Here is a 25,882-nt window from a genome sequence, read left to right as displayed (position 1 = left end):
CCACCCCGCCGATGCCCACCACCACCACATGGGCGGCGCGGATGCGCGCGGCGCCGGCCACGCCGTACAGGCGCTCCAGGCCGCCGAAGCGGCGCTGCAAGTCGGCCTCGTCGAGCGACAGCATGCGCGGCTCAGCGCGGCAGGCGCGCGAGGCGCTCGCGCCCGGCCTGCGCGGCCTCGGACTGCGGGTAAGTCTTGAGCAACTCGTCCAACGTGCGCCGGGCCGTGCGCGTGTCCTTGAGCTCAACCTGGCAGTTGGCGATCGACAACAGGGCCTCGGGCGCACGCAGATGGTCCGGCGCCTGCGCCAGCATGGCGCGGAAGTTGGCGATGGCCTCCTTGTAGTCGCGCGTGGCGTACTGCGCGTTGCCGAGCCAGAACAGGGCCGAGGGGTTGTAGCCGCTCTTGGGATAGCGCCGGATGAAGTCGACCAGGCTGGCTTGCGCGGCCGCAAAGTCGCCCTTGCGAAACACGGCGAGCGCCGCCTCGTAGTCCTGCTTCTCGGCCGGATCGGCCAGGAACTCCCTGCCATCGACCGAAACCTTGGCCGGCTCGAACTTGCGCAGGCGGTCGTCCATGCCCTGCGACAAGTCCTTCTGGCGGCGCTGCAGTTCGCTGACCTCGCGCTGCAGCTGCTCGTCCTGCCCGCGCTGGCGCGCCATGTCGGCGCGCAGGCTGTCGATCTGGGCCTGCAGGTCGAGCAGGCTGCGACGCAGCTGCGCGTTGTCCTCGGCCAGCCGGGCCTGCGCGGCATTGGAGGCCTCCATGGCACGACGCAGCTCGAGGATGGCCGCGCGCGCCTCGTCGTCGCCGAACAGCGCGGCCTGCGCGGCGACGCTGCCCAGCAGGCCGCAGGCCAGCACCGCGGCGCGCAGGGCCTTGATGGCCAGAGGCGTTCTCATCGGTACTTGAACTCGACGCGGCGGTTCTTGGCCCAGGCAGCTTCGTCGGAGCCGGTGGCGGCGGGCTTTTCCTCGCCGAAGCTCACGGCCTCGACCTGGGCGTCACCCACGCCGAGCAGGCCCATGGCACGGCGCACGGCCTCGGCACGCTTCTGGCCCAGCGCCAGGTTGTACTCGCGGCCGCCGCGCTCGTCGGTGTGGCCCTCGAGCATGACCTTGCGCGCCTGGCTGGCGCGCAGGAAGCGGGCGTGGCTCTCGACCACGCTCTGGTACTCGGGCTTGACCACGAAGCTGTCAAAGTCGAAATAGACCACGTTGGCCGTGCCGGCCGGGCCGACGCCGTTCTGAGCCGACTTGGTCAGGTCCACGGGCGCCACGCCGCTCTGGCCTGCACCGCTGCCGCCAGCGCCCTGGGCTCCGGCGCTGCTGCCCGCACGGTCCTCCACCGGCGGCTGATCGAGCTTGACGCTGGAGCCGCAGCCCGCCAGCACGGCGACCATCGCAAAAGCCAGGAAAAAACGCTTCATTTTTCAACTCTCCTTCAAAGTGACTTATTTCTGGAACGGGCCCCAGGCCGGCTCGCGGAGGTCTCCGCCCTGCCCTGCCAGCCTGGCCTTGATCTTGCCGTCGAGCGTGCTGGTCATCAGCGCCTCGCGGCCTTGCTGTTGCGTCGCGTAGACCAGCAGGCGCCCATTGGGCGCGAAGCTCGGGCTCTCGTCTGCGGTGGTGTCGGTGACCGCGCTGACGTTGCCGCTGGCCAGCTCCATGACATGCAGGCGGTACGCCCCACCCACACGCGAGACGTAGGCCAGCCAGCGCCCGTCGGGGCTGATGGCCGGCGAGATGTTGTAGCTGCCGGAGAAGGTCACGCGCTCGGCGTTGCCCCCGCTGGCCGGCATGCGGTAGATCTGGGGCGCGCCGCCACGGTCGCTCACGAAGTAGAGGCTGCGCCCGTCGGGCGAGAACACCGGCTCGGTGTCGATGCTGGAACTCTGGGTCAGGCGGCGCGGCTCGCCGCCGCCCGCGTCCATCAAGTACAGCTGCGAGCCGCCGTCGCGGCTCAGCGTGACGGCCAGGTTGCGGCCGTCGGGCGACCAGGCCGGTGCGCTGTTGGAGCCGCGGAAGTTGGCCAGCAGGCGGCGCCGCCCGGTGGCCACCTCGTGCACGTAGACCACGGGCTTGCGCGACTCGAAGGACACATAGGCCAGCTGGCCACCCGTGGGCGACCAGGCCGGCGAGATGATGGGCTCGGGACTGCTCAGGGCGCTCTGGGCATTCTCGCCGTCGGCGTCGGCGACCCAGAGGTTGAACCGCTGCCCGACCTTGGTCACGTAGGCGATGCGGGTGGAGAACACGCCCTTCTCGCCGGTGAGCTTCTCGTAGATGTAGTCGGCAATGCGGTGCGCCGCCAGGCGAAGGTCGATCTGCGGCACGGCGTAGCTCTGGCCACCCAGGTCCTGGCCGCGCACCACGTCCCAGAGGCGAAAGCGCACGTCGAAGCGGCCATCGGCCAGGCGCGTCACGCTGCCGGCCACCAGCGAGTCCGCGCTGCGCTGGCGCCAGACCGACAGGTCGGGGCGCGAGCCCTCGTCGAGGGACTGCCCCGCGGCGCTCACGGCACGGAACTGGCCGCTGCGCTCCAGGTCGGCCTGGATGATGGCGGCGATCTTCTGCGGCGACTGGTCCTCGCCGCGAAACGGCGCGATGGCAATCGGCAGCTGGGTCAGGCCCACGCCCGAGACCTCGACCCGGAACTGGGCCAGGGCGGACAGCGAGGGGGTGGCAAGAGCCGCCGCCACGAAACTGCGGCGGCCAAGGGAGGAAGGGGAAAAGACGGTCTGATCGGTCTTCATGCAATGCAGGGTTTCGCCATGAGGCGCATGGCGCAGACGTGAATGGTACACACTGGCGCGCCACCCTCATGACAAACTGTATCGGCCGCATCACGGCAAGCTGCGCGATGTACGTAGAATGCCGCCAGATCATGCCGCCGCCCGAGCCCGCCAGCCCCTCCTCCGAACGCCCTCTGCTGCAGCGCCTGGGCCGCCTGGCCGGCCACTTCGGCAGCCAGCGCGTGGCCTGGGGCGCGGCCCTGTTGGCCTCGCTGGGCGCGGCCGTCACCGAGCCCCTGATCCCGGCCCTGCTCAAGCCCTTGCTCGATCGCGGCTTCGCACAGGGCGAGCTGCCTTTGTGGGCCGTGCCGGTCGCGCTGATCGGGCTGTTCGCGCTGCGCGGCCTCGCGCAATTCGTGTCGCAGTACGCGCTGGCGCGCATCGCCAACGAAGGCATGCTGACCCTGCGCCGGGCCATGTTCGCCCGCCTGCTGAGCGCCGAGATGGCCTTGTTCTCGCGGCAGTCGGCCAGCGCCCTGTCAAACACCATCGTCTACGAGGTGCAGAACGGCGCCAACCAGCTGGTCTATGCGCTGCTGGGCCTGTCGCGCGACGGTTTCACCCTGGTGGCGCTGCTGATCTACCTGGTCTACCTGAACTGGAAGCTCACGCTGATCGTGGCCGTGGTGGTGCCGGGCGTGGCCTGGATCATGAAGGCGCTGTCGCGGCGCCTGTACCGGCTCACCAAGGACAGCCAGGCCGCCACCGACGAGCTGGCTTACGTGGTCGAGGAGAACGTGTTGGCCCACCGCATGGTGCGCCTGCACGGCGCGCAAACCGGCCAGGCCAGCCGTTTCAATGCCTTGAGCCAGCGGCTGCGCGGCCTGGCCATCAAGTCGACCATCGCCTCGGCGGCCATGACCCCGCTGACCCAGCTGCTGGCGGCGGCCGCGCTCTCGGCCGTGATCTGCGTGGCCCTGTGGCAGAGCCAGCAAGACGGCAACAGCAGCGTGACGGTGGGTGGCTTCGTGGCCTTTATCACCGCCATGCTGATGCTGATCGCGCCGATCCGGCGCCTGGCCGAGGTGGCCAACCCCATCACGCGTGGGCTGGCGGCACTCGAGCGCGGCCTGCAGCTGATGGAGCAGGTGCCGCCCGAGCGCGAGGGCACGCAGGAAGCGGCCCGCGTGGGCGGTGCGATCGAGTGGCGCCAGGTCAGCGTGGCCTACCGCGAGGACGCGGCTCCGGCGCTCGATATGCTGAGCCTGTCGGTGGCGGCCGGCGAGACCGTAGCCCTGGTCGGCCCCTCGGGCTCGGGCAAGACCACCCTGGTCAACCTGCTGCCGCGCTTCGTGCTGCCCAGCGGCGGCCAGGTCCTGCTCGACGGCCAGGACATCGCCGACTGGCAGCTCGGCGCGCTGCGCGGGCAGTTCGCGATGGTGAGCCAGGACGTGGTGATGCTGAACGACACGGTCGCCGCCAACGTGGCGCTGGGCCAGGCCATGGCCCGCGAACGCGTACAGCGCTGCCTGGAGGCGGCCAACCTGGCCGAGCATGTGGCGGCCCTGCCCCAGGGCATGGACACGGTGGTGGGCCACAACGCCACCCAGTTGTCCGGCGGCCAGCGCCAGCGCCTGGCGATCGCGCGAGCGCTCTACAAGGACGCGCCCATCCTGATCCTGGACGAGGCCACCTCGGCGCTGGACACCGAGTCCGAGCGCCTGGTGCAGGAGGCCCTGCAGCGCCTGATGAAAGGGCGCACCACGCTGATCGTCGCGCACCGCCTGTCGACCATAGAGCATGCGGACCGCGTGGTCGTCATGCAGCAGGGCCGCATCATCGAGCAGGGCAGCCATGCGGCGCTGATGGCGGCCGACGGTCTCTACGCGCGTCTGCAGAGCAAGGGCGCGTTGACGGCCGACATGACCGCGGACAGTCCCACCTCCGAAGCCGCCTGAGCGGCCCTCGCTCAGAGCAGCACGATGTCGTACTGCTCCTGCCCAATGGCGCTCTCGCTCTGCAGCGAGATCGGCTTGCCGATGAAGTCGGACAGGCCCGCCAGGTGCTGGCTTTCCTCATCCAGCAGCAGCTCGATCACCTTGGGCGAGGCGACCACGCGAAACTCGCGCGGGTTGAACTGGCGCGCCTCGCGCAGGATCTCGCGCAGGATGTCGTAGGCCACGCTGCGCGCGGTCTTGACCTGGCCCGAGCCCTGGCAGGCCGCGCAGGGCTCGCACAGCATGTGGGCCAGCGACTCGCGCGTGCGCTTGCGCGTCATCTCCAGCAGGCCCAGCTGCGAGAAACCGCCGGCCATGGTCTTGACCCGGTCGCGCGCGAGCTGCTTGCGGAACTCGTCGAGCACCGCCTGGCGGTGCTCCTCGCGTCCCATGTCGATGAAGTCGACGATGATGATGCCGCCCAGGTTGCGCAGCCGCAGTTGGCGCGCAATGGCCTGGGCCGCCTCGAGGTTGGTCTTGAAGATGGTGTCGTCGAAGTTGCGCAGGCCGACGAAGCCGCCGGTGTTCACGTCTATCGTGGTCAGCGCCTCGGTCTGGTCGACGATCAGGTAGCCGCCGGACTTCAGGTCGACGCGGCGCCCCAGCGCGCGGGCGATCTCCTCGTCGATGGCGAACAGGTCGAAGATCGGCCGCTCGCCCTTGTAGTGCTGCAGCTTGGCGGCGGCAGCGGGCATGAACTCGCGGCCGAAGGCCATCAGCTGGTGGAACTGCTCGCGCGAGTCGATGCGGATCGACTGCGTAGCCTCGCCCACCAGGTCGCGCAGCACGCGCTGCAGCAGGCTCAGGTCCTGGTGCAGCAGCGACTGCGGCGGCAGGCGCAGCGAGGCCTCCTTGATGCGGGCCCAGGTCTTGCGCAAGTAGGCGATGTCCTCGCCGAGCTCGGCGTCGCTGGCGTCCTCGCCGTTGGTGCGCAGGATGAAACCGCCGCCCTGAGGTCCCGCCAGGGCCTGCAGGCGAGCGCGCAGCGCGTCGCGCTGCTCGGTCGGGATCTTCTGAGAGACGCCGATGTGGTCGTCCTGCGGCAGGAACACAAGCAGGCGGCCCGCGATGCTGATCTGGGTGGACAGGCGCGCGCCCTTGGTGCCTATGGGATCCTTGATCACCTGCACCATCAGCGCCTGGCCCTCGAACACCTGCTTCTCGATCGGCACGGGCGGCTGGCTGCCGCGCAGCTGGGCCGGCGGCTCGCCGCCCTCCTGGCGCTGCCAGACATCGCCCACGTGCAGGAAGGCCGCGCGCTCCAGGCCGATGTCGATGAAGGCCGACTGCATGCCCGGCAGCACGCGTGCCACCTTGCCCAGGTAGACGTTGCCGACCAGGCCGCGCTCGAGCGTGCGCTCCACATGCAGCTCCTGCACGGCGCCATGCTCGACCACGGCGACGCGGGTTTCCTGGGGCGACCAGTTGATCAGGATGTCTTGTTGCATGGCGACCTGTTCAGCAGGAAAAACCGAGACGGCGCAGCAGCGCGGCCGTCTCGAACAGCGGCAGGCCCATGATGCCCGAATAACTGCCGGCAATGCGCGCGATGAAGGCCGCGGCGCGCCCCTGCACCGCATAGGCACCGGCCTTGCCCAGCGGCTCGCCGCTGGCCACATAGGCCTTGATCTGCGCCGCCGTGAGTGGCGCGAAACTCACGCGCGACTCGCTGAGCGCCTGCAGGCGCCGGCGCCCATGCTGGACCGCCACCGCCGTGAGCACGCGGTGGGTGCGCCCCGACAGCTCGCGCAGCATGCGCTGCGCGTCACGCTCATCCTCGGGCTTGCCGTAGATGCGGCGGCTCAGCGCCACCGTGGTGTCCGAGCACAGCACCGGCGCCACAGGCGCGCCGCGCCGGCCCAGGCGCTCCAGCGCCGCGTCCAGCTTGTGCTCGGTGACGCGCTGCACGTAGGCCACGGGCGACTCGCCCGGGCGCACCTGCTCCAGCGCCTCGGCGTCTTCGTGGTCGTCGGGCGGCAGCAGCTCGTGGCGTATGCCGATCTGCTCCAGCAGCTGGCGGCGCCGCGGGCTTTGCGAGGCGAGGTAGATGAATTCGGGCGAGGCGGTGCTCATTCGCGGTGGTACGGGTGGTTGGCGTTGATCGACCAGGCGCGATAGAGCTGCTCGATCAGCAGTACCCGCGCCATCGCGTGCGGCAGCGTCATGTCGGACAGGCGGATGCGCTCGTGCGCCGCCTGGCGCAGCGCCGGGTCCAGGCCGTCGGGGCCGCCGATCAGCAGCGCCACGTCGTCGCCGCCGAGCTGCCAGGCCTTGAGCCGCTCGGCCAGTCCCAGCGTGCTCAGCGCCGTACCGCGCTCGTCCAGCGCGACCACGCGCGCGCCCTTCGGGATCGCCGCTTCGATGCGCTGACGCTCGGCCGCATACAGGGTCTGCAGCGTCTTGGAGCCGCGCGGCTCGGTCTTGACCGCCTTGAGTTCGACCCGCAACTCGGGCGGGAAGCGCTTGGCGTAGTCGTCCCAGGCGGTCTGGGCCCAGTCGGGCACACGCTGCCCGACGGCCACGATCAGCAGCTTCATGCCGCGGGCTCAGGCCTTGGCGGCCGCGCTCTTCCTGGCTGGGGCCGCCTTCTTGGCCGCAGGCTTGCTGGCCACGGCCTTCTTCGCCACCACCTTCTTGGCCGCCGTCTTGCGGGCCGCGCTGCCATCGCCGCCCTTGCCTGCCGCAGGCGCGGCGGCACTCTTGGCTGCGGCGCCTGCGCGCTTGGCCGGGGCCTTTGCAGCGGGCCTGGCCTGCGCCGATGCCGGCGCCTTCTTCTTGGCTGCGGTCTTCTTGGCCGGCACCTTGGCCGCGGGCTCGGCCGCCGCTTTGGCGACGGGCTTGGGCGCGCCGAGCTTCAGGCGCACGGGCTTGTCACCCCAGATCTCCTCGAGGTTGTAGTACTGGCGGATGGCGGGCTGCATGATGTGCGCCACCGCCGCGCCGCAGTCCACGATGATCCATTCGCCGTTCTCCTCGCCTTCGATGCGCGGCTTGGGAAAGCCGGCCTCGCGCACCTTGTCGCGCACGCTGGCCGCCAGCGCCTTGGTCTGGCGGTTGGAGGTACCCGAGGCCACGATGACGCGCTCGAACAGGGGGGAGAGGTGCTCGGTGTTGAACACCTGGACATGCTGTGCCTTCACGTCCTCCAAGCCATCGACGATGGCACGCTGGAGCTTCTGGGTGTCTTTTTTGGCGCTGGAGTCAGTCATCAGGCAGAAAGATAGAGGTGGTGTTGTTCAATATAGCGTGCAACGCCGGCAGGAACCAGATGGTCGATCCCCAGCCCGGCCTGCACCCGCGCACGGATGTCGGTGGCGCTGTGCGGCATGGCTGCCACCTGCAGACGCTGGAAACGCCCGCCGCCCAGGGGCGGCGCCGGGTGATCGGGGTCGAAGGCGTCGGGATGGTTGGCGTCGTCGTCGCGCGAAGCTACAGAAATTATAGCAATCTGCAGGATCTCCTGCCACCGGTGCCAGCGCGGCAGGGCCAGGGCCTGGTCGCTGCCGAGCAGCAGATGCAGCTGTGCGCCCGGGTATTCGGCCTGCAGCGCGACCAGGGTGTCTATGGTGTAGGTCGGGCCGGCCCGGCGCAGCTCGCGGTCGTCCACCACCACGCCGGCACAGTCCTCGAACGCCTGGCGGGCCATGGCCAGGCGGTGCTCGGCCGCGCTCAGCGTGCGCGCCTTGTGCCAGGCATGGCCGGTGGGCAAGGCATGCAGCCGGTCGAGCTGAAGCTGCGCCAGCGCGGCCCGCGCCAGCGCGACATGCGCCAGGTGCGGCGGGTCGAAGGCCCCGCCGAAGACGCCGATGCGCAGCGCCATGCCCGTCAAACCCAATCCCGGCGCACCAGGAACTGGCTGTACAGCGCGGCCTCGGGCGTGCCGGGCTCCGGCTCGCGCCGGTAGGCCCAGCTGGCCAGCGGCGGCATGGACAGCAGGATGGACTCGGTGCGCCCGCCGGACTGCAGGCCGAAATGCGTGCCCCGGTCCCAGACCAGGTTGAACTCGACGTAGCGGCCCCGGCGGTAGAGCTGGAACTCGCGTTCGCGCTCGCCCCAGGCCAGGGCGCGGCGCCGCTCGACGATGGGCAGGTAGGCCGAGAGAAAGGCGTCGCCCACCGCCTGCACCAGGGCGAAGCCGTTGTCGAAGCCGCCTTCGGCGAAGTCGTCGAAGAACACGCCGCCGACGCCGCGCTGCTCGTCGCGGTGCTTGAGGTAGAAGTACTCGTCGCACCAGGCCTTGAAGCGCGGGTACTTGTCCACGCCGAACGGCGCGAGGGCCTGCTGGCAGACGCGATGGAAATGCACCGCGTCTTCCTCGAAGCCGTAGTAGGGCGTGAGGTCCATGCCGCCGCCGAACCAGCACACCGCAGCCTGGCCCGCCGGCTTGGCCGCGATCATGCGCACGTTCATGTGCACGGTGGGCACATAGGGGTTGCGTGGGTGGAACACCAGCGACACGCCCAGGGCCTCGAACGGCGCGCCCGCGAGCTCGGGACGGTGCTGGGTGGCCGAGGGCGGCAGGCGGGGGCCCTGCACATGGGAGAAGCCGCAACCCGCGCGCTCGAACACCGGCCCGCCCTCGAGGATGCGCGTGATCCCCTCGCCCTGCAGCGGCTCCTGCGCCGCCTTGCGCCAGGCGTCCTCGCGGAAGGGACTGCCGTCGATCGCGCCGATCGCGTCGGCGATGCGCGTCTGCAGCGACTGCAGGTAGGCGCGCACGGTGGCTACGCCGGAAGCTTTCATCTCGCCCTGGACCTGGTTCGTAGGCGCGGGGGTCTGCGGCCAGGCCATCAGGACTTCACGGCCCTGAAGCCGATGTCGCGCCGGTACTGCATGCCGTCGAAATGGATGCCGCGCGCCACGTCGTAGGCGCGCTGCTGGGCCTGCTTCACGGTGTCGGCCAGCACCGTCACGCACAGCACGCGGCCGCCCGAGCTGCGCACCTCGCCGCCCTGGCCTCCCTGGCCACTGGTGCCGGCATGGAACACCATGGCGTCGTCGGCCGGCTTGGGCAGGCCGGTGATCAGGTCGCCCTTGCGCGGGTTCAGCGGGTAGCCGGCCGCGGCCATCACCACGCCCAGGGCGGTGCGGCGGTCCCACTGCAGGTCCACGCTGTCGAGCTGGCCCGCGGTGGCGGCCAGCATCACGTCGACCAGGTCGGACTTCAGGCGCATCATGATGGGCTGGGTCTCGGGGTCGCCCATGCGGCAGTTGAACTCCAGCGTCTTGGGATGGCCCTTGGCGTCGATCATCAGGCCGGCGTAGAGGAAACCGGTGTAGGGGATGCCGTCCTTTTCCATGCCGCGGATGGTGGGCAGGATGATCTCGCGCATGGCGCGCGCATGCACGTCGGCCGTGACCACGGGCGCGGGCGAATAGGCACCCATGCCGCCGGTGTTGGGGCCGGCGTCGCCGTCGAGCAGGCGCTTGTGGTCCTGGCTGGTGGCCAGAGCGACCACGTTCTTGCCATCGCACATCACGATGAAGCTGGCCTCCTCGCCCTGCAGGAATTCCTCGATCACCACGCGCGCGCCGCCCTCGTTGTGGCTCACGCCCAGGGTGTTGTCCAGCAGCATGAAGTCGATCGCCTCGTGCGCCTCGGCGGCCGTCATGGCCACCACCACGCCCTTGCCCGCGGCCAGGCCGTCGGCCTTGACCACGATGGGCGCGCCCTTGCGGTCCACGTAGGCATGTGCGCCGACCGGGTCGATGAAGCTTTCGTACTCGGCCGTGGGAATGCCATGGCGCTTCATGAAGGCCTTGGAGAAGGCCTTGGAGCTCTCCAGTTGCGCGGCCGCCTTGGTCGGGCCGAAGATGCGCAGGCCATGGGCGCGGAACTCGTCGACCACGCCGGCGGCCAGCGGTCCCTCGGGGCCGACCACCGTGAGGGCGATCTTCTCCTTCTGTGCCCATTCGCGCAGGGCCACCACGTCCGTGATGTCCACGTTGACCAGGTTGGGGTCCAGCGCCGTGCCGCCGTTGCCCGGCGCGACGTAGACCTGCTGGACCTTGGGGGAGCGCGAGAGCTTCCAGGCCAGCGCATGTTCGCGGCCGCCGCCGCCGATCACCAGGATTTTCATGCGAGGGCCCTTATTCGGAAATTTCAGCGTTGTGGAACACGTTCTGCACGTCGTCCAGGTCTTCCAGAACGTCGAGCAGCTTCTGCATCCGGGCGGCGTCCTCGCCGCTGAGCGCTATGCTGTTCTCCGGGCGCATGGTGACCTCGGCCACCTCGGGCGTCAGGCCCGCCGCCTCCAGCGCGTTCTTCACCGCCTCGAAGTCGGCCGGCGCGGTCAGCACCTCGATCGCGCCCTCCTCGTCGGCGATCACGTCCTCGGCGCCGGCTTCCAGGGCGACTTCCATGACCTTGTCCTCGCTGGTGCCGGGCGCGAAGATCAGCTGACCCACATTCCTGAACTGGAACGCGACCGAGCCCTCGGTGCCCATGTTGCCGCCGTACTTGCTGAAGGCGTGGCGCACCTCGGCCACGGTGCGCACGCGGTTGTCGGTCATGGTGTCGACGATGATGGCGGCCCCGCCTATGCCGTAGCCCTCGTAGCGGATTTCCTCGTAGTTCACGCCTTCCAGGTTGCCGGTGGCCTTGTCGATGTTGCGCTTGACGGTGTCGGCCGGCATGTTGGCCGCCTTGGCCTTTTCAATGGCCAGGCGCAGGCGGGGGTTGGCCGTCGGATCGCCGCCGCCGGTGCGGGCGGCCACCATGATCTCGCGCACCACGCGCGTCCAGATGCGCTGGCGCTTCTCGTCCTGTCTGCCCTTGCGGTGCTGGATATTTGCCCATTTGCTGTGGCCGGCCATCAGAAATCCTTGCGTGTTGATTTAATCTATGCCCTGGATTTTACTTTTCACTCCCCGGGAGCCCTCTTCATGGCCGAACCGCTGCTGATCGCCAGGCATGGCGCCACCGAATGCCATCTGCTGCCCGGCCTGGCCAACCGCCACGGCCTGATCACCGGCGCCACCGGCACGGGCAAGACCGTGACGCTGCAGACCCTGGCGGAGAACTTCTCGCGCATCGGCGTGCCGGTGTTCATGGCCGACGTCAAGGGCGACCTCACGGGCATCAGTCAGGCCGGCCAGATAGCCGGCAAGCTGGCGGCCGTGCTGCAGGAGCGCGGGCTGGACGCCCCCGAGTCGCGCGCCTGCCCGGCCACCCTGTGGGACGTGTTCGGCGAGCAAGGCCACCCGGTGCGCGCCACGGTTTCCGACATGGGGCCGCTGCTGCTGGGGCGCATGCTGAATCTCAACGAGACCCAGGCCGGCGTGCTCAACCTGGTGTTCAAGATCGCCGACGACAACGGCCTGCTGCTGCTGGACCTGAAGGACTTGCGCGCCATGCTGCAGCATGTGGGCGACAACGCCAGCCAGTTCACCACCGAGTACGGCAACGTCAGCGCCGCCAGCGTCGGCGCCATCCAGCGCGGCCTGCTGCAGATCGAGTCCCAGGGCGGCGACAAGTTCTTCGGCGAGCCCATGCTCAACCTCGAGGACTTCATGCAGACCGACGCCGCGGGCCACGGCGTGGTCAACATCCTGGCGGCCGACAGGCTGCTGAACGCGCCGCGCCTGTATGCCAGCTTCCTGCTGTGGATGCTGTCCGAGCTGTTCGAGCAACTGCCCGAGGTCGGCGACCCGGATCAGCCGAAGCTGGTGTTCTTCTTCGACGAGGCCCACCTGCTGTTCGACGACGCGCCCAAGGTGCTGGTCGAGCGCATCGAGCTGGTGGTCCGCCTGGTGCGCTCCAAGGGCGTCGGCGTGTATTTCGTCACGCAGAACCCGCTCGACATCCCGGACAGCGTGCTGGCCCAGCTCGGCAACCGCGTGCAGCACGCCCTGCGCGCCTTCACGCCGCGCGACCAGAAGGCGGTGAAAGCCACGGCCCAGACCATGCGCCAGAAGCCGGGGCTGGACATAGAGACCGCGATCACCGAGCTCGCGGTGGGCGAGGCCCTGGTCAGCCTGCTCGACGCCAAGGGCCGCCCCGGCGTGACCGAGCGCGTCTACGTGCTGCCACCGGGCAGCCAGATCGGGCCGATCACGCCGGTGCAACGCCAGGCCCTGGTGCAAGGCTCGCTGGTCGCCGGCGTCTACGAGAAGACGGTGGACCGCGAATCGGCCCACGAGATCCTCAAGGGCCGCGCCGCCGCGACCGAGGCGGCTGCGTCTGCCGGCACGGGCGGCAACGGCAAGGCGGCCGAAGGCGGCCTGCTGGGTGGCCTGGGCGACATGCTGTTCGGCTCCACCGGACCGCGCGGCGGCCGACGCGAGGGCCTGGCCGAGGCCATGGCCAAGTCCGCCGTGCGCACCATAGGCACCACGGTGGGCCGGGAGATCATCCGCGGCGTGCTGGGCAGTCTGCTCGGCGGGCGCAGGCGCTGAAGGAGAAAAGCCATGGACCAGGTCCACCTGATCGACCACCCGCTGGTGCAGCACAAGCTCACGCTGATGCGCCAGAAGAACGCCAGCACCAGCAGCTTTCGCCGCCTGCTGGACGAGTTGAGCACGCTGATGGCCTACGAGGTCACGCGCGACATGCCGCTGCACGAGATCGAGATCGAGACGCCGCTGGAGAAGACCACCGGCCGCATGATCGACGGCAAGAAGCTGGTCTTCGTGCCCATACTGCGCGCCGGCCTCGGCATCCTGGACGGCATGCTCAATGTGGTGCCCGGTGCGCGCGTGGGCCATATCGGCCTGTACCGCGACCCAGAGACCCTGCAGGCCGTGCAGTACTACTTCAAGATGCCGTCCAGCATGGAGGAGCGCGATGTGATCGTGGTCGACCCCATGCTCGCCACCGGCAACTCGGCCGTCGCGGCGATCGACAGGATCAAGGCGCTGAACCCGCGCTCGGTAAAGTTCGTCTGCCTGCTGACCTGCCCCGAGGGCATCGCCACCCTGCGCCGGGCCCACCCCGACGTGCCGATCTACACCGCCGCCATCGACCGCGAGCTCAACGATCACGGCTACATCCTGCCCGGCCTGGGCGACGCCGGCGACCGGATCTTCGGCACCAAATAGGGCGCCATCCCAGGACGGCGGAGACCATGCTCGACCTGCTGATCACCCACGCCACCCTGCCGGACGGCCGCAGCGACATGTCCGTGGCCGTGCAGGACGGCCGCATCACCGAAGTGAGCCAGGGCCTGAGCGCCGCGGCCCATGAAGTCGTGGACGCCCAGGGCCTGCTGCTCAGCCCGCCCTTCGTCGACGCACATTTCCACATGGACGCCGCCCTGAGCTACGGCCTGCCGCGCGTCAACCAGAGCGGTACCCTGCTCGAAGGCATCGCGCTGTGGGGCGAGCTCAAGCCGCTGCTCACGCAGGAGGCCCTGGTCGAGCGCGCCCTCGCCTATTGCGACTGGGCCGTGGCCAAGGGCCTGCTGGCCGTGCGCTCGCACGTGGACGTGTGCGATCCGCGCCTGCTGGCCGTGCAGGCCCTGCTGGAGGTCAAGCAGCGCGTGGCGCCCTACCTCGACCTGCAGTTGGTCGCCTTTCCGCAGGACGGCGTGCTGCGCTCCCCGGGCGCGCTCGAGCAGCTCCAGCGTGCGCTGGCCATGGGCGTGGACGTGGTGGGAGGCATTCCGCATTTCGAGCGCACCATGGCCGAAGGCGCGGCCAGCGTGAAGCTGCTGTGCGAGCTCGCCGCCGAGCAGGGCCGCATGGTGGACATGCACTGCGACGAGTCCGACGACCCGCTGTCGCGCCACATCGAGACCCTGGCCTTCGAGACGCAGCGCCTGGGCCTGCAGGGCCGGGTGACGGGCTCGCACCTGACCTCGATGCACTCCATGGACAACTACTACGTGTCCAAGCTGCTGCCGCTGATGGCCGAGGCCCAGGTCCATGCGGTGGCCAACCCGCTGATCAACATCACGCTTCAGGGCCGCCACGACAGCTACCCAAAGCGCCGCGGCATGACGCGCGTGCCCGAGCTGATGGCGCAGGGCGTCACGGTCGCCTTCGGCCATGACTGCGTGATGGATCCCTGGTACTCGCTGGGCTCGGCCGACATGCTCGAGGTGGCCCACATGGGCCTGCATGTGGCGCAGATGACCAGCCAGACAGCGATGCGCCAATGCTTCGACGCCGTCACGGTCAACCCGGCGCGCATTCTGAAGCTGCAAGGCTACGGACTGGAAGCCGGCTGCCATGCCGACTTCGTGCTGCTGCAGGCGCGTGACCCCGTCGAGGCGATACGCCTGCGCGCCACGCGGCTCAAGGTCTTCCGGCGCGGCAAGCTGGTCGCGCAGACGCCGCCCGCCACGGCCACGCTGCATCTGGCCGCGCGCCCCGGCAGCACGGCATTCATGTACCGCTGAGGCGGCTACCGCTGCGGCGCGATCGACTCCGCATAGTCGTAGAGCGCGCCCAGGATGGCCTCGGCGCGCTCGTCGGCCTTCTCCGACAAGGCGTCGATGCGATCGGACAGGGCCTGCAGGGTCAGCGCCCCGCCCTCCCCCTCGAACAGGCGGGCCGCGCGGTGCTCGCTCCAGCGCTGCGCCTCCTCCTGCGTCAGCGTGCCGGGGAAGTTGCGCGCGCGGTAACGGAACAGCAGTTCCTCCAGCCGTTCGTCGTCGAATCCGGTGCGCGCCGCGGCCAGTGCCTCGGGGCCCAGGCTGCGCAGGTGGTTCAGGCGCCGGCGGTCGCCGTTGCCGACGAAGCCGCCGTACAGGTCCTGGTCCACGTCGGGACGCTGCGCGTCAGCGGCCTCGGGCCGCTCGAACACCTGGGCCCAGATCGCGCTCATGTCGGGCAGGTCGCGGGCCACGGCGGCATGGCGCAGGGCCTGCTCCATGTCCATGCCCCAGCGTTCGGCCAGCTCGGGCGAGAGCGTGCGCAGCTTGGCCACCACCATGGGCGACTTGTTCAGGTGCACGGTCTTCACTGGCAGGCGCGTCATGCCCGGCGGCAGCGCGTCGGCCTTGCTGAACAGGCGCAGCCTCAGGGTCGCGACGTCCAGCGTCGCGAGCTCGGACGGGTCGTGGGCCAGGTCCCAGGCGATCAGCTCGTTGCGGTTGCGCGGATGGCTGGCCAGCGGCCACAGCACGGCGAGGCAGCCGCGCTGGACCGGAAACATGCCCGAGACATGCAGGAAAGGCCTGGCGCCGTCGGCCGTGGTCGGCAGACCCAGTTCGGCCATCACGCGCTCCTTCTTGTGCAGTCCCAGGCAGAACTCGAACAGCTTGGGCTGCTGGTCGCGGATCAGGCGCGCCAGCGCGATGGTGGCGCGCACGTCCGACAGCGCGTCGTGCGCGGCCTCGTGCGCCAGGCCGTTGGCGGCGCTCAGGTGCTCCAGCCTGAAGCTGGGCGTTCCGTCGGACTTGCGGGGCCAGGCTATGCCCTCTGGGCGCAGCGCATGGGCCATGCGCACCACGTCGAGCAGGTCCCAGCGGCCGCAGCCGTTCTGCCACTCGCGCGCATAAGGGTCGATCAGGTTGCGCCAGAACAGGAAGCGCGTGAACTCGTCGTCGAAGCGAATCGTGTTGTAGCCCACGCCTATGGTGCCGGGCCGGGCCAGCTCCGCCTCGATGCGCGCGGCGAATTCATGCTCGGCCAACCCTTTCTCCAGGCACAGCTGGGGCGTGATCCCCGTGATCAGGCAAGCCTCAGGATCTGGCAGGTAGTCCGGCGCCGGCCGGCAGTAGAGCATCAGCGGCTCGCCGATCTCGTTGAGCTCGGCGTCGGTGCGGATGGCGGCGAACTGCGCGGGCCGGTCGCGCCGGGGGTCGGCGCCGAAGGTCTCGTAGTCGTGCCAGAGGAAGGTGGACGCGTGCATGCCGGGCAATGTACCCGCAAACCAGCCACGAAAGGCCCGGCGCCCTCATGCGCCTCGCGGGCCGCTCAGGCTTTCACGCAGTCGGCGAAATAGCGTTTCTTGCCGTCCGGCCCGACCTGCTCCACCAGGCCGTGGATGTCGGTCTCGAAGCCCGGGCACTGGGCGTTGAACTCGCGCGAGAACTTCAGGTAGTCGACGATCTTCTTGTTGAACACCTCGCCCGGAACCAGCAGCGGGATGCCCGGCGGGTAAGGCGTGACCAGTCCCACCGTGATGCGGCCCTCAAGCTGATCGATTTCCACGCGCTCGGTCGTGCGGTGGGCGATGTGGGCGTAGGCGTCGGCCGGGGTCATGGCGGGCGCCAGGTCGCTCAGGTACATCTCGGTGGTCAGGCGGGCGATGTCGTACTTGGCGTAGAGCTCATGGATGTGCTGGCACAGGTCGCGCAGGCCCATGCGCTCGTAGCGCGGGTGCTGCTGGCAGAACTCCGGCATGATGCGCCACAGCGGCTGGTTGCGGTCGTAGTCGTCCTTGAACTGCTGAAGCGCCGTCAGCATGGTGTTCCAGCGGCCCTTGGTGATGCCGATGGTGAACATGATGAAGAAGCTGTAGAGGCCGGTCTTCTCGACCACCACGCCATGCTCGGCCAGGAACTTGGTGACGATGGAAGCCGGGATGCCGGTCTGGTCGAACTTGCCGTCCAGGTTGAGGCCGGGCGTGACGATGGTGGACTTGATCGGGTCCAGCATGTTGAAGCCGTCGGCCAGCTGGCCGAAGCCGTGCCACTTGCTGTCGCTCTTGCTGCCCTTGTCGTCGCTGCGAATGATCCAGTCTTCGGCGCGGCCAATGCCCTCCTCGACCAGCTCATCCGGTCCCCAGACCTTGAACCACCAGTCCTGGCCGTACTCCTCGTCCACCTTGCGCATGGCACGGCGGAAATCCAGCGCCTCGGCGATGCTCTCCTCCACCAGGGCCGTGCCGCCGGGCGGCTCCATCATGGCAGCCGCCACGTCGCAGCTGGCGATGATGCTGTATTGCGGCGAGGTGCTGGTGTGCATCAGGTAGGACTCGTTGAACAGATGCCGGTCCAGCTTGGTGTTCTGAGAGTCCTGCACCAGCACGTGGCTGGCCTGGCTGATGCCGGCCAGCAGCTTGTGGATGGACTGGGTGGCATAGACCACCGTGTCCTTGGGCCGGGCGCGCTTCTTGCCCATGGCGTGGTAGGCGCCGTAGAAGGGGTGGAAGGCCGCGTGCGGCAGCCAGGCCTCGTCGAAATGCAGGTTGTCGACGTAGCCGTCCAGCAGGCCCTTGATCGCCTCGGTGTTGTAGAGCACGCCGTCGTAGGTGGACTGGGTCAGGGTCAGCACGCGCGGCTTGACCTTCTGAGCTTGAACGCCCTTGAGCAGCGGGTTGGCCTCGATCTTGGCCTTGATGGCCTCGGGCTCGAACTCGCTCTGCGGAATCGGGCCGATGATGCCGTAGTGGTTGCGCGTGGGCTTGAGGAACACGGGAATGGCGCCCGTCATGATGATGCTGTGCAGGATGGACTTGTGGCAGTTGCGGTCCACCACCACCACGTCGCCCGGCGCCACCGTGTGGTGCCAGACCATCTTGTTGCTGGTGCTGGTGCCGTTGGTGACGAAGAAGCAGTGGTCGGCATTGAAGATGCGCGCCGCATTGCGCTCGCTCGCGCCGATCGCGCCGTCGTGGTCCAGCAGCTGGCCCAGCTCCTCGACCGCGTTGCAGACGTCGGCGCGCAGCATGTTCTCGCCGAAGAACTGGTGGAACATCTGGCCGATCGGGCTCTTGAGGAAGGCGACGCCGCCCGAATGGCCCGGGCAGTGCCAGGAGTAGGAGCCGTCTTCCGCGTAGTCGAGCAGGGCCTTGAAGAACGGCGGCTGGATGCCCTCCAGGTAGCTCTTGGCCTCGCGGATGATGTGGCGCGCCACGAACTCTGGCGTGTCCTCGAACATGTGTATGAAGCCGTGCAGCTCGCGCAGGATGTCGTTGGGCAGGTGGCGGCTGGTCTTGGTCTCGCCGTAGATGTAGATCGGCACGTCGGCGTTCTTGCGGCGCACCTCCTCGATGAAGGCGCGCAGGCTCAGCACCGCCGGGTCGAGGTCCGGCCCGGGCGTGAACTCCTCGTCGTCGATCGACAGGATGAAGGCGCTGGCACGGCTTTGCTGCTGGGCGAACTGCGACAGGTCGCCGTAGCTGGTGACGCCCAGCACCTCGAAGCCCTCGCTCTCGATCGCCTGCGCCAGCGCACGGATGCCCAGGCCCGAGGTGTTCTCGGAGCGGTAGTCTTCGTCGATGATGACAATCGGAAAGCGGAATTTCATGAGGGCTCCAGCCGGGCGGGCGAAAACGCGAAAAAACGGAAATAGGCGCGAAGTGTAAGGAATTCGTGCGACACGCTGCTTGTACCGTCACGCATTTCACCCAAAATGGGGTGCAAACACTAAATCACGAGGGCTCATGTCCGAATCAACCGTCTGGTGGCTGCTCACGGGCGCGGCGGTGGCCGTGGAACTGGTCACCGGCACTTTCTACCTGCTGATGCTGGCCATAGGCCTGGCCGCGGCCGCGCTGGCTGCCCATGCCGGCGCCACGCTCAGCGCCCAGCTGGTGGTGGCGGCCGTGGTCGGTGGCGGCGCCGTGGCCGCCTGTTATTTTTTCAGGCGTCGCCGGCATGGCGAGTTACCGGCCCGGGCCCTGCGCAGCGTCAACCTGGACGTGGGCGAGACCGTGCAGATCGACGCCTGGAACGAGGACGGCACGGCCAGCGTGCGCTACCGCGGCGCCAGCTGGACCGCCATGCACCGTCCCGGCATCACCCCCTCCCCCGGCCCGCACCGCGTGGCCGAACTGGTGGGCAGCCGCCTGCTGGTCGACAAGCTCTGACCCCTCCCCACTCACAAGCAAGAAGAAAGACCATCATGGAAATCGCCATCATCCTGTTCGTCATCGCCGTGATCTTCATCACGCGCTCGGTCAAGGTCGTGCCGCAGCAGCACGCCTGGGTGGTCGAGCGCCTGGGCAAGTACCACGTGACCCTCTCGCCGGGCCTGAACTTCCTGGTGCCCTTCATCGACACCGTGGGCTATAGGCACAGCCTCAAGGAAATTCCGCTCGACGTGCCCAGCCAGGTCTGCATCACGCGCGACAACACCCAGCTGCAGGTGGACGGCATCCTCTACTTCCAGGTGACCGACCCGATGCGTGCCAGCTACGGCTCGTCCAACTACATCGCGGCCGTGACCCAGCTGGCGCAGACCTCGCTGCGCAGCGTGATCGGCAAGCTCGAGCTCGACAAAACCTTCGAGGAGCGCGACATCATCAACGCCCAGGTGGTCGCGGCGATCGACGAGGCCGCGCTCAACTGGGGCGTGAAGGTGCTGCGCTACGAGATCAAGGACCTCACCCCCCCGAAGGAGATCCTGCACGCCATGCAGGCCCAGATCACGGCCGAGCGCGAGAAGCGCGCGCTGATCGCCGCCTCCGAGGGACGTCGCCAGGAGCAGATCAACATCGCCACCGGCGAGCGCGAGGCCTTCATCGCGCGCTCCGAGGGCGAGAAGCAGGCCGTGATCAACAAGGCCCAGGGCGAGGCCGCCTCGATCAAGGCCGTGGCCGAGGCCACGGCCGAGGCCATCGAGCGCGTTGCCGCGGCCATCCGCCTGCCCGGCGGCGAGCAGGCGGTGCAGCTCAAGGTTGCCGAGAAGGCCGTCGAGGCCTACGGCAAGCTGGCCTCGGAAGCCAGCACCACGCTGATCGTGCCGAGCAACATGACCGAGGTCTCGGCCCTGATCAGCTCGGCCATGAAGGTGGTGCAGGCCCAGAAGCTGGCTGCATAGCCGTCCTTGCATCGCGCCTGCGCGAAAACGCACCCCGAGCCCTGCTACAATGGCGGGCTTGCAGGAGAGGTGGATGAGCGGTTTAAGTCGCACGCCTGGAAAGCGTGTGTGGGTTAATAGCCCACCGCGGGTTCGAATCCCGCCCTCTCCGCCAGAACACCGATGGACCAGGGCCTCTGGAACATCGTGCAAAACCCGCCCCAGGCGGGTTTTTTTGTTTCTGCGGACCCATCGCTGCGGGTGCGCTGGCCGAAGAACCACCGCAGTGAATTGCTCAATTTGATCGATTTACTGGAATGTCCTATGTTTCTCTCAACAGAGAGGGTGGCAAAGGGCTCCGATCCATAGGACAGCGGGAACAAAACCGAATCCGTGGAGTCTGTAAATGCTGTGGAGGTGTGTCATGAAAGCTTCTTCCTACGCCGCTGCGATCGCGCTGGCTCTCGCCGCGCTCGGCATGTCCGCTGGCTATGCTGCGGAAAGCCAGCGCAACGGTGACATCGCCGTGGCCGCCAAACAGGCGCTGACCGCCGAGATGGGCGATCGCGCCAAGGACATCAAGGTCACTGTCGACAAGAGAGGCTATGCCACGCTCAGCGGATGGGCACAGGGGCCCAAGGATGTGAGCAAGGCCCGGCTGATCGTCCGCAAGGTTCCCGGCGTCAACAAAGCCTTCAGCAGCCGCGTCCGTATGCTGAATGCAACTGACGAGCATCAGGACAAGTAAGCCCGTCTGTGCTCTTGCGGCAGGGGTCGCCCTGTGGGAAGAAAGCTCAACGGATCGCGGTCAGTTAGCGATTGGTGGGGTGCGCGCCCGTAATGCACCAGTTCCTGCACGGTTAGGCCCTCCGGGGATTCGGCTGCTTGCGGCAGCAAGGCGATGTGGCGCGACAGCGCGCGCGGCGACACCTCGGCCAGGTCCCTGCCCTCGAGCAGGACCCTGCCGGCCCGCGGCGCGAGCAGCCTCAGCAGGCTCCTGAGCAGGGTGGACTTGCCACAGCCATTGGGGCCGACGATGGCCGTGAAAGCGCCGTCTGCGATCCCCAGCGTGATGTCGTCCAGCACGCGCCGCGGGCCGTAATCCAGTGTCAGGCGCTCAATGCGCAGCCTTGCCTTCAAGTCACCACCTCAGGGAGCGCGACAACAGGTACAGGAAATAGGGTGCCCCCAGCACGGCGGTCATGATGCCGGCAAGTACCTCCAGCGGCGGGAACAGGCCACGCCCCAGCGTATCGGCCGCCAGCAGCTGCTCTCGTGACCCCGAACACCGCGGTCAGCCGCTGCGTGTTGCCGATGGCTGCGGCGCACCTTTCCATGACCTCCGCATGGCGCCGCAGGCGCTGCCGCATCCGTTCTTCGCGGCCCAGCGCGTGCGCCACGACCTGCATGGTCTCGAGGTCCTCCTGGTAGCCGGCGCTGCGCAAGTCGACGATCAAGGTGGGGGCGGTCGCGCTGAGCTCTGCGTACACCGTCTGGTGCACCCGCTGGTCGGCGATGATCAAATCGGGCTTGAGCGCGGCAATCGCCTCCAGGCAGGGCTGTAGCGGCTGCCGACCGAGGCGTAGCCTTCGACGGCGGCCCGCAGCGGTGCGATGATGCGCTCAGGCTGCCGGTCGTCGGCGATCCCCACCGGCGCCATGCCGACGGCCACCATGGTGTCGACAAACGAAAACTCGAGCGCGGCCACCCGCCTCGGCGCCTGCGGCAGGACCAGCACGCCCTGCGCGTGCCGGACCCGGATCTCGGCCTGGGCGGGCACCAGCAAGGCCAGGACCCAGAACAGTGCCAACATCAGGTGTCGCAGCCGGTGCGTATTCACGCACGCCCTTGCTTGGACGTGCGCCAGTCGGCAGGAAAACCGGGGGTCGGAACCGGCCCTCGACATGGATCACATCAGCGCGCGGGCACGGCGCAGGCGCAGCCTGGAGGCCGAGATCTCCTCGTCGATGTTGGCGCCGCGCGCCGCATCGGCGTCGTAGCCAGGCTCGGCCTGGGCCCTGCGGTCGGCGCAGTCCGGCACCAGGCTGATGTCGGCCAGAAGGCGCTCGTCACCGTGGACCAGTTCGCGCAGCATGGCCTCGGCGTGCGCCTGCTGCCGCGCGCGGGCCCCGTCGGACAGAGCCGTCAGAATGCCCAGCGCCAAGCGGCGGGCGGGGCCGGCGGCCAGCAGGCTGGCGGCGAAGACCACGGCCCAGATCACCAGCCAGGCTGTGAGCAGGTGGTCGTCGGACCAGCTGTCGACCCAGCGATCGGCCACCACGGCCAGTGCCGCCACGAAGGCGGCCAGCAGCAGCGTCGCCAACGGCCGGGTCAGGCGAGGCAGAGACTCCTTGCCGCTGGCGGGAAGGCGGCGGGTTTCGGCGCGATACAAAGAAGCGGTCGTCATTCGTTCCTCCTAAAATGCTGCACTGCAGCAAACACGGATCTCATCCTAGGGTAAACCCTCATTTTCGTCAAGTTGACGTTCGTGATGCGGTCCATTCACAAAACATATGACCCAGAGGTCACGACCGGCGCACGGCGGGGCCGATCAGGCGCCGGAACCGGGCACAATCGGGCGATTCATTCCCCCTTCGCAACGCCACGAGGAATCGCGCCATGCCTGTTGTCGTCTTCAATCAGAAAGGTGGGGTGGGCAAGTCCACCATCGCCTGCAACCTGGCCGCAATCAGTGCCAGCCAAGGCCATAGAACCCTGGTGATCGACCTGGACGCGCAGGGCAACTCGAGCAGCTACCTGCTCGGCGCCAGGGACAGCCAGGACCTGCCCAGCGTGGCGGGTTTCTTCGAGAACACGCTGAGCTTCAGCCTGCGCCCGGCGACGCCTTCCGAGTTCATCGTGGCCACGCCGCACCAGCGGCTGCACCTGATGCCGTCGAGCACGGCGCTGGACGAGATGCAGGCCAAGCTGGAGTCGCGCCACAAGATCTACAAGCTGCGCGAGGCCCTGCAGCAGCTGGCCGACGACTACGACCGCATCTACATCGACACACCGCCGGCGCTGAACTTCTATACGCGCTCGGCCCTGATCGCCGCGCGCAGCTGCCTGATCCCCTTCGACTGCGACGATTTCTCGCGCAAGGCGCTCTACACGCTGCTGGACAACGTGCAGGAGATCCGCGCCGACCACAACCCCGAGCTGGTGGTGGGCGGCATCGTCGTCAACCAGTTCCAGCCGCGCGCCAACCTGCCGCAGCGCGTGGTCGGCGAGCTGATCGAGGAGGGCCTGCCGGTGCTCAAGCCCTACCTGCCCTCCTCGATCAAGATCCGCGAATCGCACGAGCAGGCCATGCCCATGATCTACCTGGACCCCGGCCACAAGCTGACGCAGGCGTTGGTGGCTCTGCACGACAGCCTGAATGATGCGAGGGCGGATTGAAAAGCCGCTGAAAGCAAAAAAGCCACCTTGCGGTGGCTTTCTGCTTTCCGGGCTTGTGGCTCAGTTCAGCGGGGTCTTCTTGCCGTCCTTGTAGACGTAGAGGGTGATCGCGGGGTTCTTCAGCTCGCCGTTGGGCTCGAAGGCGATGTTGGCCGTGATGCCCTTGACATTGGACTCGATCAGCTTGGCCGTGTAGACCTTGGGGTCGACCGAGTTGGCGCGCTTCATCGCGTCGACCAGCACGAAGGTGGCGTCGTAGGTGTAGGGGCTGTAGACCTGGAACTGGTTCGGGTACTTGGCGTCGTAGCGCGCCTTCCAGGCCGCGCCGCCCGGCATCTTCTGCAGCGAGGCGCCGCCTTCCGCGCAGACCACGTTGGTCAGCGTCTTGGCGCCGGCCGCGAGCTTGGCGATCTCGGAGGTGCAGATGCCGTCGCCGCCGAAGTACTTCACGTTGGACAGGCCCAGCTGTTCCATCTGGCGCAGCATGGGGCCGGCCTGCGGGTCCATGCCGCCGAAGAAGATGGCGTCGGGCGCCTTGGACTTGATGGCCGTGAGGATGGCCATGAAGTCGGTGGCCTTGTCGGTCGTGAACTGCTCGTCGACCACCTGCAGGCCCTTGGCCTGGGCCGTCTTCTTGAACACCTCGGCCACGCCCTGGCCGTAGGCCGTGCGGTCGTCGATGATGGCGACCTTCTTGAGCTTGAGCGCGTCGGCCGCGTAGAAGGCCAGGCCGGCACCCAGGGCGTTGTCGTTGGCGATGATGCGGTAGGTGGTCTTGTAGCCCGGCTTGGTCAGGTTGGGGTTGGTGGCGGCGCCGGTGACATGCGGAATGCCGCAGTCGTTGTAGACCTTGGAGGCCGGAATGGTGGTGCCGGAGTTCAGGTGGCCGACCACGCCCGCGACCTTGGCGTCGCAGAGCTTCTGTGCGGCGGCCGTGCCCTGCTTGGGATCGGCCGCGTCGTCTTCAGCCTGGATTTCAAAGCGGATCTTCTTGCCGCCGATGACGATGTTCTGCGCGTTCAGGTCCTCGATGGCCATGCGCACGCCATTTTCGTTGTCCTTCCCGTAGTGGGCCTGGGCGCCCGAGACGGGTCCCACATGGCCGATCTTGACCGTCTGCACATCCTGCGCGGACGCCAGGCCGGCCATGGCTGCGAGCGCAGCGGCAACGGTCAGTTTCAACTTCATCTGCATAAAAATCCTCCAGGTTGGAAAAGTTGTCGTGTCGACTTGTGATCAACGGCGGCTAAGGTATCGCAATTTCCGGGCCTGAACCATAGGGAACACGCCTAGATCGTGACGCGCAAGCGACATGTTGCGCCAGCGCAAATCGCCTCATGACGCGGAGCTGGCAAACAGGCCTCTAAAGCCCTAGCGATCGGGCAACAGCGCCTGCTGCACGGCCCGCTGCACCGCCGCCTCGACGGCCTGCAGCACATGCCAGTGCAGGTCCTGCATCTGCTCCTGCACCACCTGGGAGACTGCCTCGTTCACCAGACGATCCAGATTGGGGCGCAGCCGGGTCAGCACGCCTTGCACCACGCGCTCGAGCTCGACCGCGGGCTGCTCGGCCGCCGGCTCGGCAGATGGCGCAGCGGGCGCGGCCACCACCTCGGTCAGCGTGGGGACGAAGCGCGGGGGCTGCCGCGGCGCATCGCGCTGGGGATCGGTCATGCTGTTCTGACTCAGGCCTTGAGGTTCAGGTCATGGCGCACGATGGCGTAGCCGCGGTCCACATAGTGCTTCCAGCGCCCGCGCGCCTGCTGCCGGTCGGCCTCGTCCAGGCTCACGACCTCGATCAGGCGCTCGAAGCGCTCGAAACCCTGCGGCACCTGCTCGCCCAGGTTGACCAGCACCTGGCTGTGCGGCAGATCCTCCAGCCGCTCGGACAGCAGCACCGGCGAGGCGGCCACCGCGCGCGCGTCGCCAGAGGCAAGGCTGTGCGGCACGAACTCCAGCGGCGCGAAAGTCCACAAGGCCTGATCCAGGCGGCGCAGCAGCTCGGCTTCGCCCGTCACGACCAGCCTGGCCCCGGCCGCCACGGCCTTGCGCAACAGCCGGCAGGCATAGGCCACCTTGTCGGGTGCGTTGAAGTGAAAGGCGATCTCGGTCATGGCGC

General features: G+C 68.3%; 28 protein-coding genes, 1 tRNA gene and 1 pseudogene. 9 read left to right on the top strand and 21 right to left on the bottom strand.

The window, feature by feature from the left end:
- From FFS10_RS23445 to tolB, 4 genes and pseudogenes are all read right to left on the bottom strand, one after another.
- A pseudogene (locus tag FFS10_RS23445) lies at nucleotides 1-124 on the bottom strand (tRNA threonylcarbamoyladenosine dehydratase); the annotation flags it as partial.
- Between the two features lie 7 nt (nucleotides 125-131).
- Nucleotides 132-902, bottom strand: a complete 771-nt coding sequence (ybgF, locus tag FFS10_RS08950) for a tol-pal system protein YbgF (protein ID WP_137893700.1) — start codon at nucleotides 900-902, stop codon at nucleotides 132-134.
- Nucleotides 899-1,429 carry a peptidoglycan-associated lipoprotein Pal gene (pal, locus tag FFS10_RS08945; protein WP_137893698.1) on the bottom strand — a complete coding sequence of 177 codons (531 nt, stop codon included), beginning with the start codon at nucleotides 1,427-1,429 and terminating at the stop codon, nucleotides 899-901. The genes ybgF and pal overlap by 4 nt, the downstream gene beginning before the upstream one ends.
- 24 nt (nucleotides 1,430-1,453) lie before the next feature.
- Nucleotides 1,454-2,755 (bottom strand): Tol-Pal system beta propeller repeat protein TolB, encoded by a 1,302-nt coding sequence (gene tolB / locus FFS10_RS08940; protein ID WP_137893696.1) that lies wholly within the window; start codon nucleotides 2,753-2,755, stop codon nucleotides 1,454-1,456.
- A gap of 131 nt (nucleotides 2,756-2,886) precedes the next feature.
- Between tolB and msbA the strand changes: the two genes are divergently transcribed.
- Nucleotides 2,887-4,692, top strand: a complete 1,806-nt coding sequence (gene msbA / locus FFS10_RS08935; protein WP_137893711.1) for a lipid A export permease/ATP-binding protein MsbA — start codon at nucleotides 2,887-2,889, stop codon at nucleotides 4,690-4,692.
- 11 nt (nucleotides 4,693-4,703) lie between these two features.
- Here the strand turns inward: msbA and rng are convergent, their stop codons facing one another.
- The 8 genes from rng to FFS10_RS08895 are packed head-to-tail and all read right to left on the bottom strand — an operon-like array spanning nucleotide 4,704 to nucleotide 11,547.
- A complete protein-coding gene (gene rng / locus FFS10_RS08930) occupies nucleotides 4,704-6,179 on the bottom strand; it encodes a ribonuclease G (protein ID WP_137893694.1) in 1,476 nt (491 codons plus the stop codon).
- A 10-nt stretch (nucleotides 6,180-6,189) separates the two neighbouring features.
- Complete coding sequence (locus tag FFS10_RS08925; protein WP_137893691.1) at nucleotides 6,190-6,804, bottom strand: Maf family protein; 615 nt, start codon at nucleotides 6,802-6,804, stop codon at nucleotides 6,190-6,192.
- Nucleotides 6,801-7,268 carry a 23S rRNA (pseudouridine(1915)-N(3))-methyltransferase RlmH gene (gene rlmH, locus FFS10_RS08920; RefSeq protein WP_137893689.1) on the bottom strand — a complete coding sequence of 156 codons (468 nt, stop codon included), beginning with the start codon at nucleotides 7,266-7,268 and terminating at the stop codon, nucleotides 6,801-6,803. The genes FFS10_RS08925 and rlmH overlap by 4 nt, the downstream gene beginning before the upstream one ends.
- 9 nt (nucleotides 7,269-7,277) lie before the next feature.
- On the bottom strand, nucleotides 7,278-7,940 hold the full coding sequence (gene rsfS, locus FFS10_RS08915; RefSeq protein ID WP_137893687.1) for a ribosome silencing factor: 663 nt from the start codon (nucleotides 7,938-7,940) through the stop codon (nucleotides 7,278-7,280).
- Entirely contained in the window at nucleotides 7,940-8,551 is a 612-nt protein-coding gene (gene nadD, locus FFS10_RS08910; RefSeq protein WP_171016045.1) for a nicotinate (nicotinamide) nucleotide adenylyltransferase, read from the bottom strand. Before nadD ends, rsfS begins: the two co-directional genes overlap by 1 nt.
- A 5-nt stretch (nucleotides 8,552-8,556) precedes the next feature.
- Nucleotides 8,557-9,474: an oxygen-dependent coproporphyrinogen oxidase gene (gene hemF / locus FFS10_RS08905; protein ID WP_137893709.1), complete on the bottom strand. Its 918-nt coding sequence runs from the start codon at nucleotides 9,472-9,474 to the stop codon at nucleotides 8,557-8,559.
- A gap of 47 nt (nucleotides 9,475-9,521) precedes the next feature.
- Entirely contained in the window at nucleotides 9,522-10,811 is a 1,290-nt protein-coding gene (purD, locus tag FFS10_RS08900; RefSeq protein ID WP_137893683.1) for a phosphoribosylamine--glycine ligase, read from the bottom strand.
- Nucleotides 10,812-10,821: 10 nt separating this feature from the next.
- Complete coding sequence (locus FFS10_RS08895; protein WP_137893681.1) at nucleotides 10,822-11,547, bottom strand: YebC/PmpR family DNA-binding transcriptional regulator; 726 nt, start codon at nucleotides 11,545-11,547, stop codon at nucleotides 10,822-10,824.
- Between the two features lie 69 nt (nucleotides 11,548-11,616).
- On the opposite strand from FFS10_RS08895, the gene FFS10_RS08890 reads away from it, so the two are divergent.
- From FFS10_RS08890 to FFS10_RS08880, 3 genes are read left to right on the top strand one after another with little or no spacing between them, the layout of a single operon-like run.
- Nucleotides 11,617-13,128, top strand: coding sequence for a helicase HerA-like domain-containing protein (locus FFS10_RS08890; protein ID WP_137893679.1), 1,512 nt, complete (start codon nucleotides 11,617-11,619; stop codon nucleotides 13,126-13,128).
- A 12-nt stretch (nucleotides 13,129-13,140) separates the two neighbouring features.
- Nucleotides 13,141-13,770: a uracil phosphoribosyltransferase gene (gene upp, locus FFS10_RS08885; RefSeq protein WP_137893677.1), complete on the top strand. Its 630-nt coding sequence runs from the start codon at nucleotides 13,141-13,143 to the stop codon at nucleotides 13,768-13,770.
- A gap of 26 nt (nucleotides 13,771-13,796) precedes the next feature.
- A complete protein-coding gene (locus FFS10_RS08880) occupies nucleotides 13,797-15,071 on the top strand; it encodes an amidohydrolase family protein (protein ID WP_137893675.1) in 1,275 nt (424 codons plus the stop codon).
- A gap of 5 nt (nucleotides 15,072-15,076) precedes the next feature.
- On the opposite strand, the gene sbcB is transcribed toward FFS10_RS08880, so the two are convergent.
- Both sbcB and FFS10_RS08870 read right to left on the bottom strand, forming a co-directional pair.
- Nucleotides 15,077-16,528: an exodeoxyribonuclease I gene (gene sbcB / locus FFS10_RS08875; RefSeq protein WP_137893673.1), complete on the bottom strand. Its 1,452-nt coding sequence runs from the start codon at nucleotides 16,526-16,528 to the stop codon at nucleotides 15,077-15,079.
- A gap of 65 nt (nucleotides 16,529-16,593) precedes the next feature.
- Nucleotides 16,594-18,870 (bottom strand): arginine/lysine/ornithine decarboxylase, encoded by a 2,277-nt coding sequence (locus FFS10_RS08870; protein ID WP_137893671.1) that lies wholly within the window; start codon nucleotides 18,868-18,870, stop codon nucleotides 16,594-16,596.
- 136 nt (nucleotides 18,871-19,006) lie between these two features.
- Here FFS10_RS08870 and FFS10_RS08865 point away from each other — a divergent pair, with 136 nt between their 5' ends.
- From FFS10_RS08865 to FFS10_RS08850, 4 genes are all read left to right on the top strand, one after another.
- Complete coding sequence (locus FFS10_RS08865; protein ID WP_137893669.1) at nucleotides 19,007-19,432, top strand: NfeD family protein; 426 nt, start codon at nucleotides 19,007-19,009, stop codon at nucleotides 19,430-19,432.
- A gap of 35 nt (nucleotides 19,433-19,467) precedes the next feature.
- Nucleotides 19,468-20,385, top strand: a complete 918-nt coding sequence (locus FFS10_RS08860; RefSeq protein WP_137893667.1) for an SPFH domain-containing protein — start codon at nucleotides 19,468-19,470, stop codon at nucleotides 20,383-20,385.
- A gap of 63 nt (nucleotides 20,386-20,448) precedes the next feature.
- Nucleotides 20,449-20,539, top strand: a tRNA-Ser gene (locus FFS10_RS08855).
- Between the two features lie 249 nt (nucleotides 20,540-20,788).
- Nucleotides 20,789-21,112 (top strand): BON domain-containing protein, encoded by a 324-nt coding sequence (locus tag FFS10_RS08850; protein ID WP_171016046.1) that lies wholly within the window; start codon nucleotides 20,789-20,791, stop codon nucleotides 21,110-21,112.
- Here FFS10_RS08850 and FFS10_RS08845 read toward each other — a convergent pair.
- The 4 genes from FFS10_RS08845 to FFS10_RS08830 all read right to left on the bottom strand — a co-directional run bounded on the left by FFS10_RS08845 (nucleotide 21,100) and on the right by FFS10_RS08830 (nucleotide 22,771).
- Nucleotides 21,100-21,504 (bottom strand): ATP-binding cassette domain-containing protein, encoded by a 405-nt coding sequence (locus FFS10_RS08845; protein ID WP_249931219.1) that lies wholly within the window; start codon nucleotides 21,502-21,504, stop codon nucleotides 21,100-21,102. The two genes, FFS10_RS08850 and FFS10_RS08845, sit on opposite strands and share 13 nt — an antisense overlap.
- A complete protein-coding gene (locus tag FFS10_RS23845) occupies nucleotides 21,501-21,887 on the bottom strand; it encodes an ABC transporter substrate-binding protein (protein ID WP_137893663.1) in 387 nt (128 codons plus the stop codon). The genes FFS10_RS08845 and FFS10_RS23845 overlap by 4 nt, the downstream gene beginning before the upstream one ends.
- Nucleotides 21,884-22,177: an ABC transporter substrate-binding protein gene (locus FFS10_RS08835; RefSeq protein WP_137893661.1), complete on the bottom strand. Its 294-nt coding sequence runs from the start codon at nucleotides 22,175-22,177 to the stop codon at nucleotides 21,884-21,886. The genes FFS10_RS23845 and FFS10_RS08835 overlap by 4 nt, the downstream gene beginning before the upstream one ends.
- A 96-nt stretch (nucleotides 22,178-22,273) precedes the next feature.
- Nucleotides 22,274-22,771 carry a hypothetical protein gene (locus FFS10_RS08830; RefSeq protein ID WP_137893659.1) on the bottom strand — a complete coding sequence of 166 codons (498 nt, stop codon included), beginning with the start codon at nucleotides 22,769-22,771 and terminating at the stop codon, nucleotides 22,274-22,276.
- A gap of 212 nt (nucleotides 22,772-22,983) precedes the next feature.
- On the opposite strand from FFS10_RS08830, the gene FFS10_RS08825 reads away from it, so the two are divergent.
- Nucleotides 22,984-23,763, top strand: a complete 780-nt coding sequence (locus FFS10_RS08825; RefSeq protein ID WP_137893657.1) for a ParA family protein — start codon at nucleotides 22,984-22,986, stop codon at nucleotides 23,761-23,763.
- 60 nt (nucleotides 23,764-23,823) lie between these two features.
- On the opposite strand, the gene FFS10_RS08820 is transcribed toward FFS10_RS08825, so the two are convergent.
- From FFS10_RS08820 to FFS10_RS08810, 3 genes are all read right to left on the bottom strand, one after another.
- Complete coding sequence (locus tag FFS10_RS08820) at nucleotides 23,824-24,957, bottom strand: branched-chain amino acid ABC transporter substrate-binding protein (RefSeq protein ID WP_137893655.1); 1,134 nt, start codon at nucleotides 24,955-24,957, stop codon at nucleotides 23,824-23,826.
- 177 nt (nucleotides 24,958-25,134) lie between these two features.
- Nucleotides 25,135-25,437 carry a hypothetical protein gene (locus FFS10_RS08815; protein WP_137893653.1) on the bottom strand — a complete coding sequence of 101 codons (303 nt, stop codon included), beginning with the start codon at nucleotides 25,435-25,437 and terminating at the stop codon, nucleotides 25,135-25,137.
- Between the two features lie 11 nt (nucleotides 25,438-25,448).
- Complete coding sequence (locus FFS10_RS08810; protein WP_137893651.1) at nucleotides 25,449-25,877, bottom strand: DNA polymerase III subunit chi; 429 nt, start codon at nucleotides 25,875-25,877, stop codon at nucleotides 25,449-25,451.
- Nucleotides 25,878-25,882 lie beyond the last annotated feature (5 nt).

The sequence above is a fragment of the Ramlibacter sp. 2FC genome (assembly GCF_005503345.1).
In the GTDB taxonomy this organism is placed as follows: domain Bacteria; phylum Pseudomonadota; class Gammaproteobacteria; order Burkholderiales; family Burkholderiaceae_C; genus SCMQ01.
Note: the sequence above shows the minus strand (reverse complement) of the source record. Positions and strands in the feature narration are given on the sequence as shown.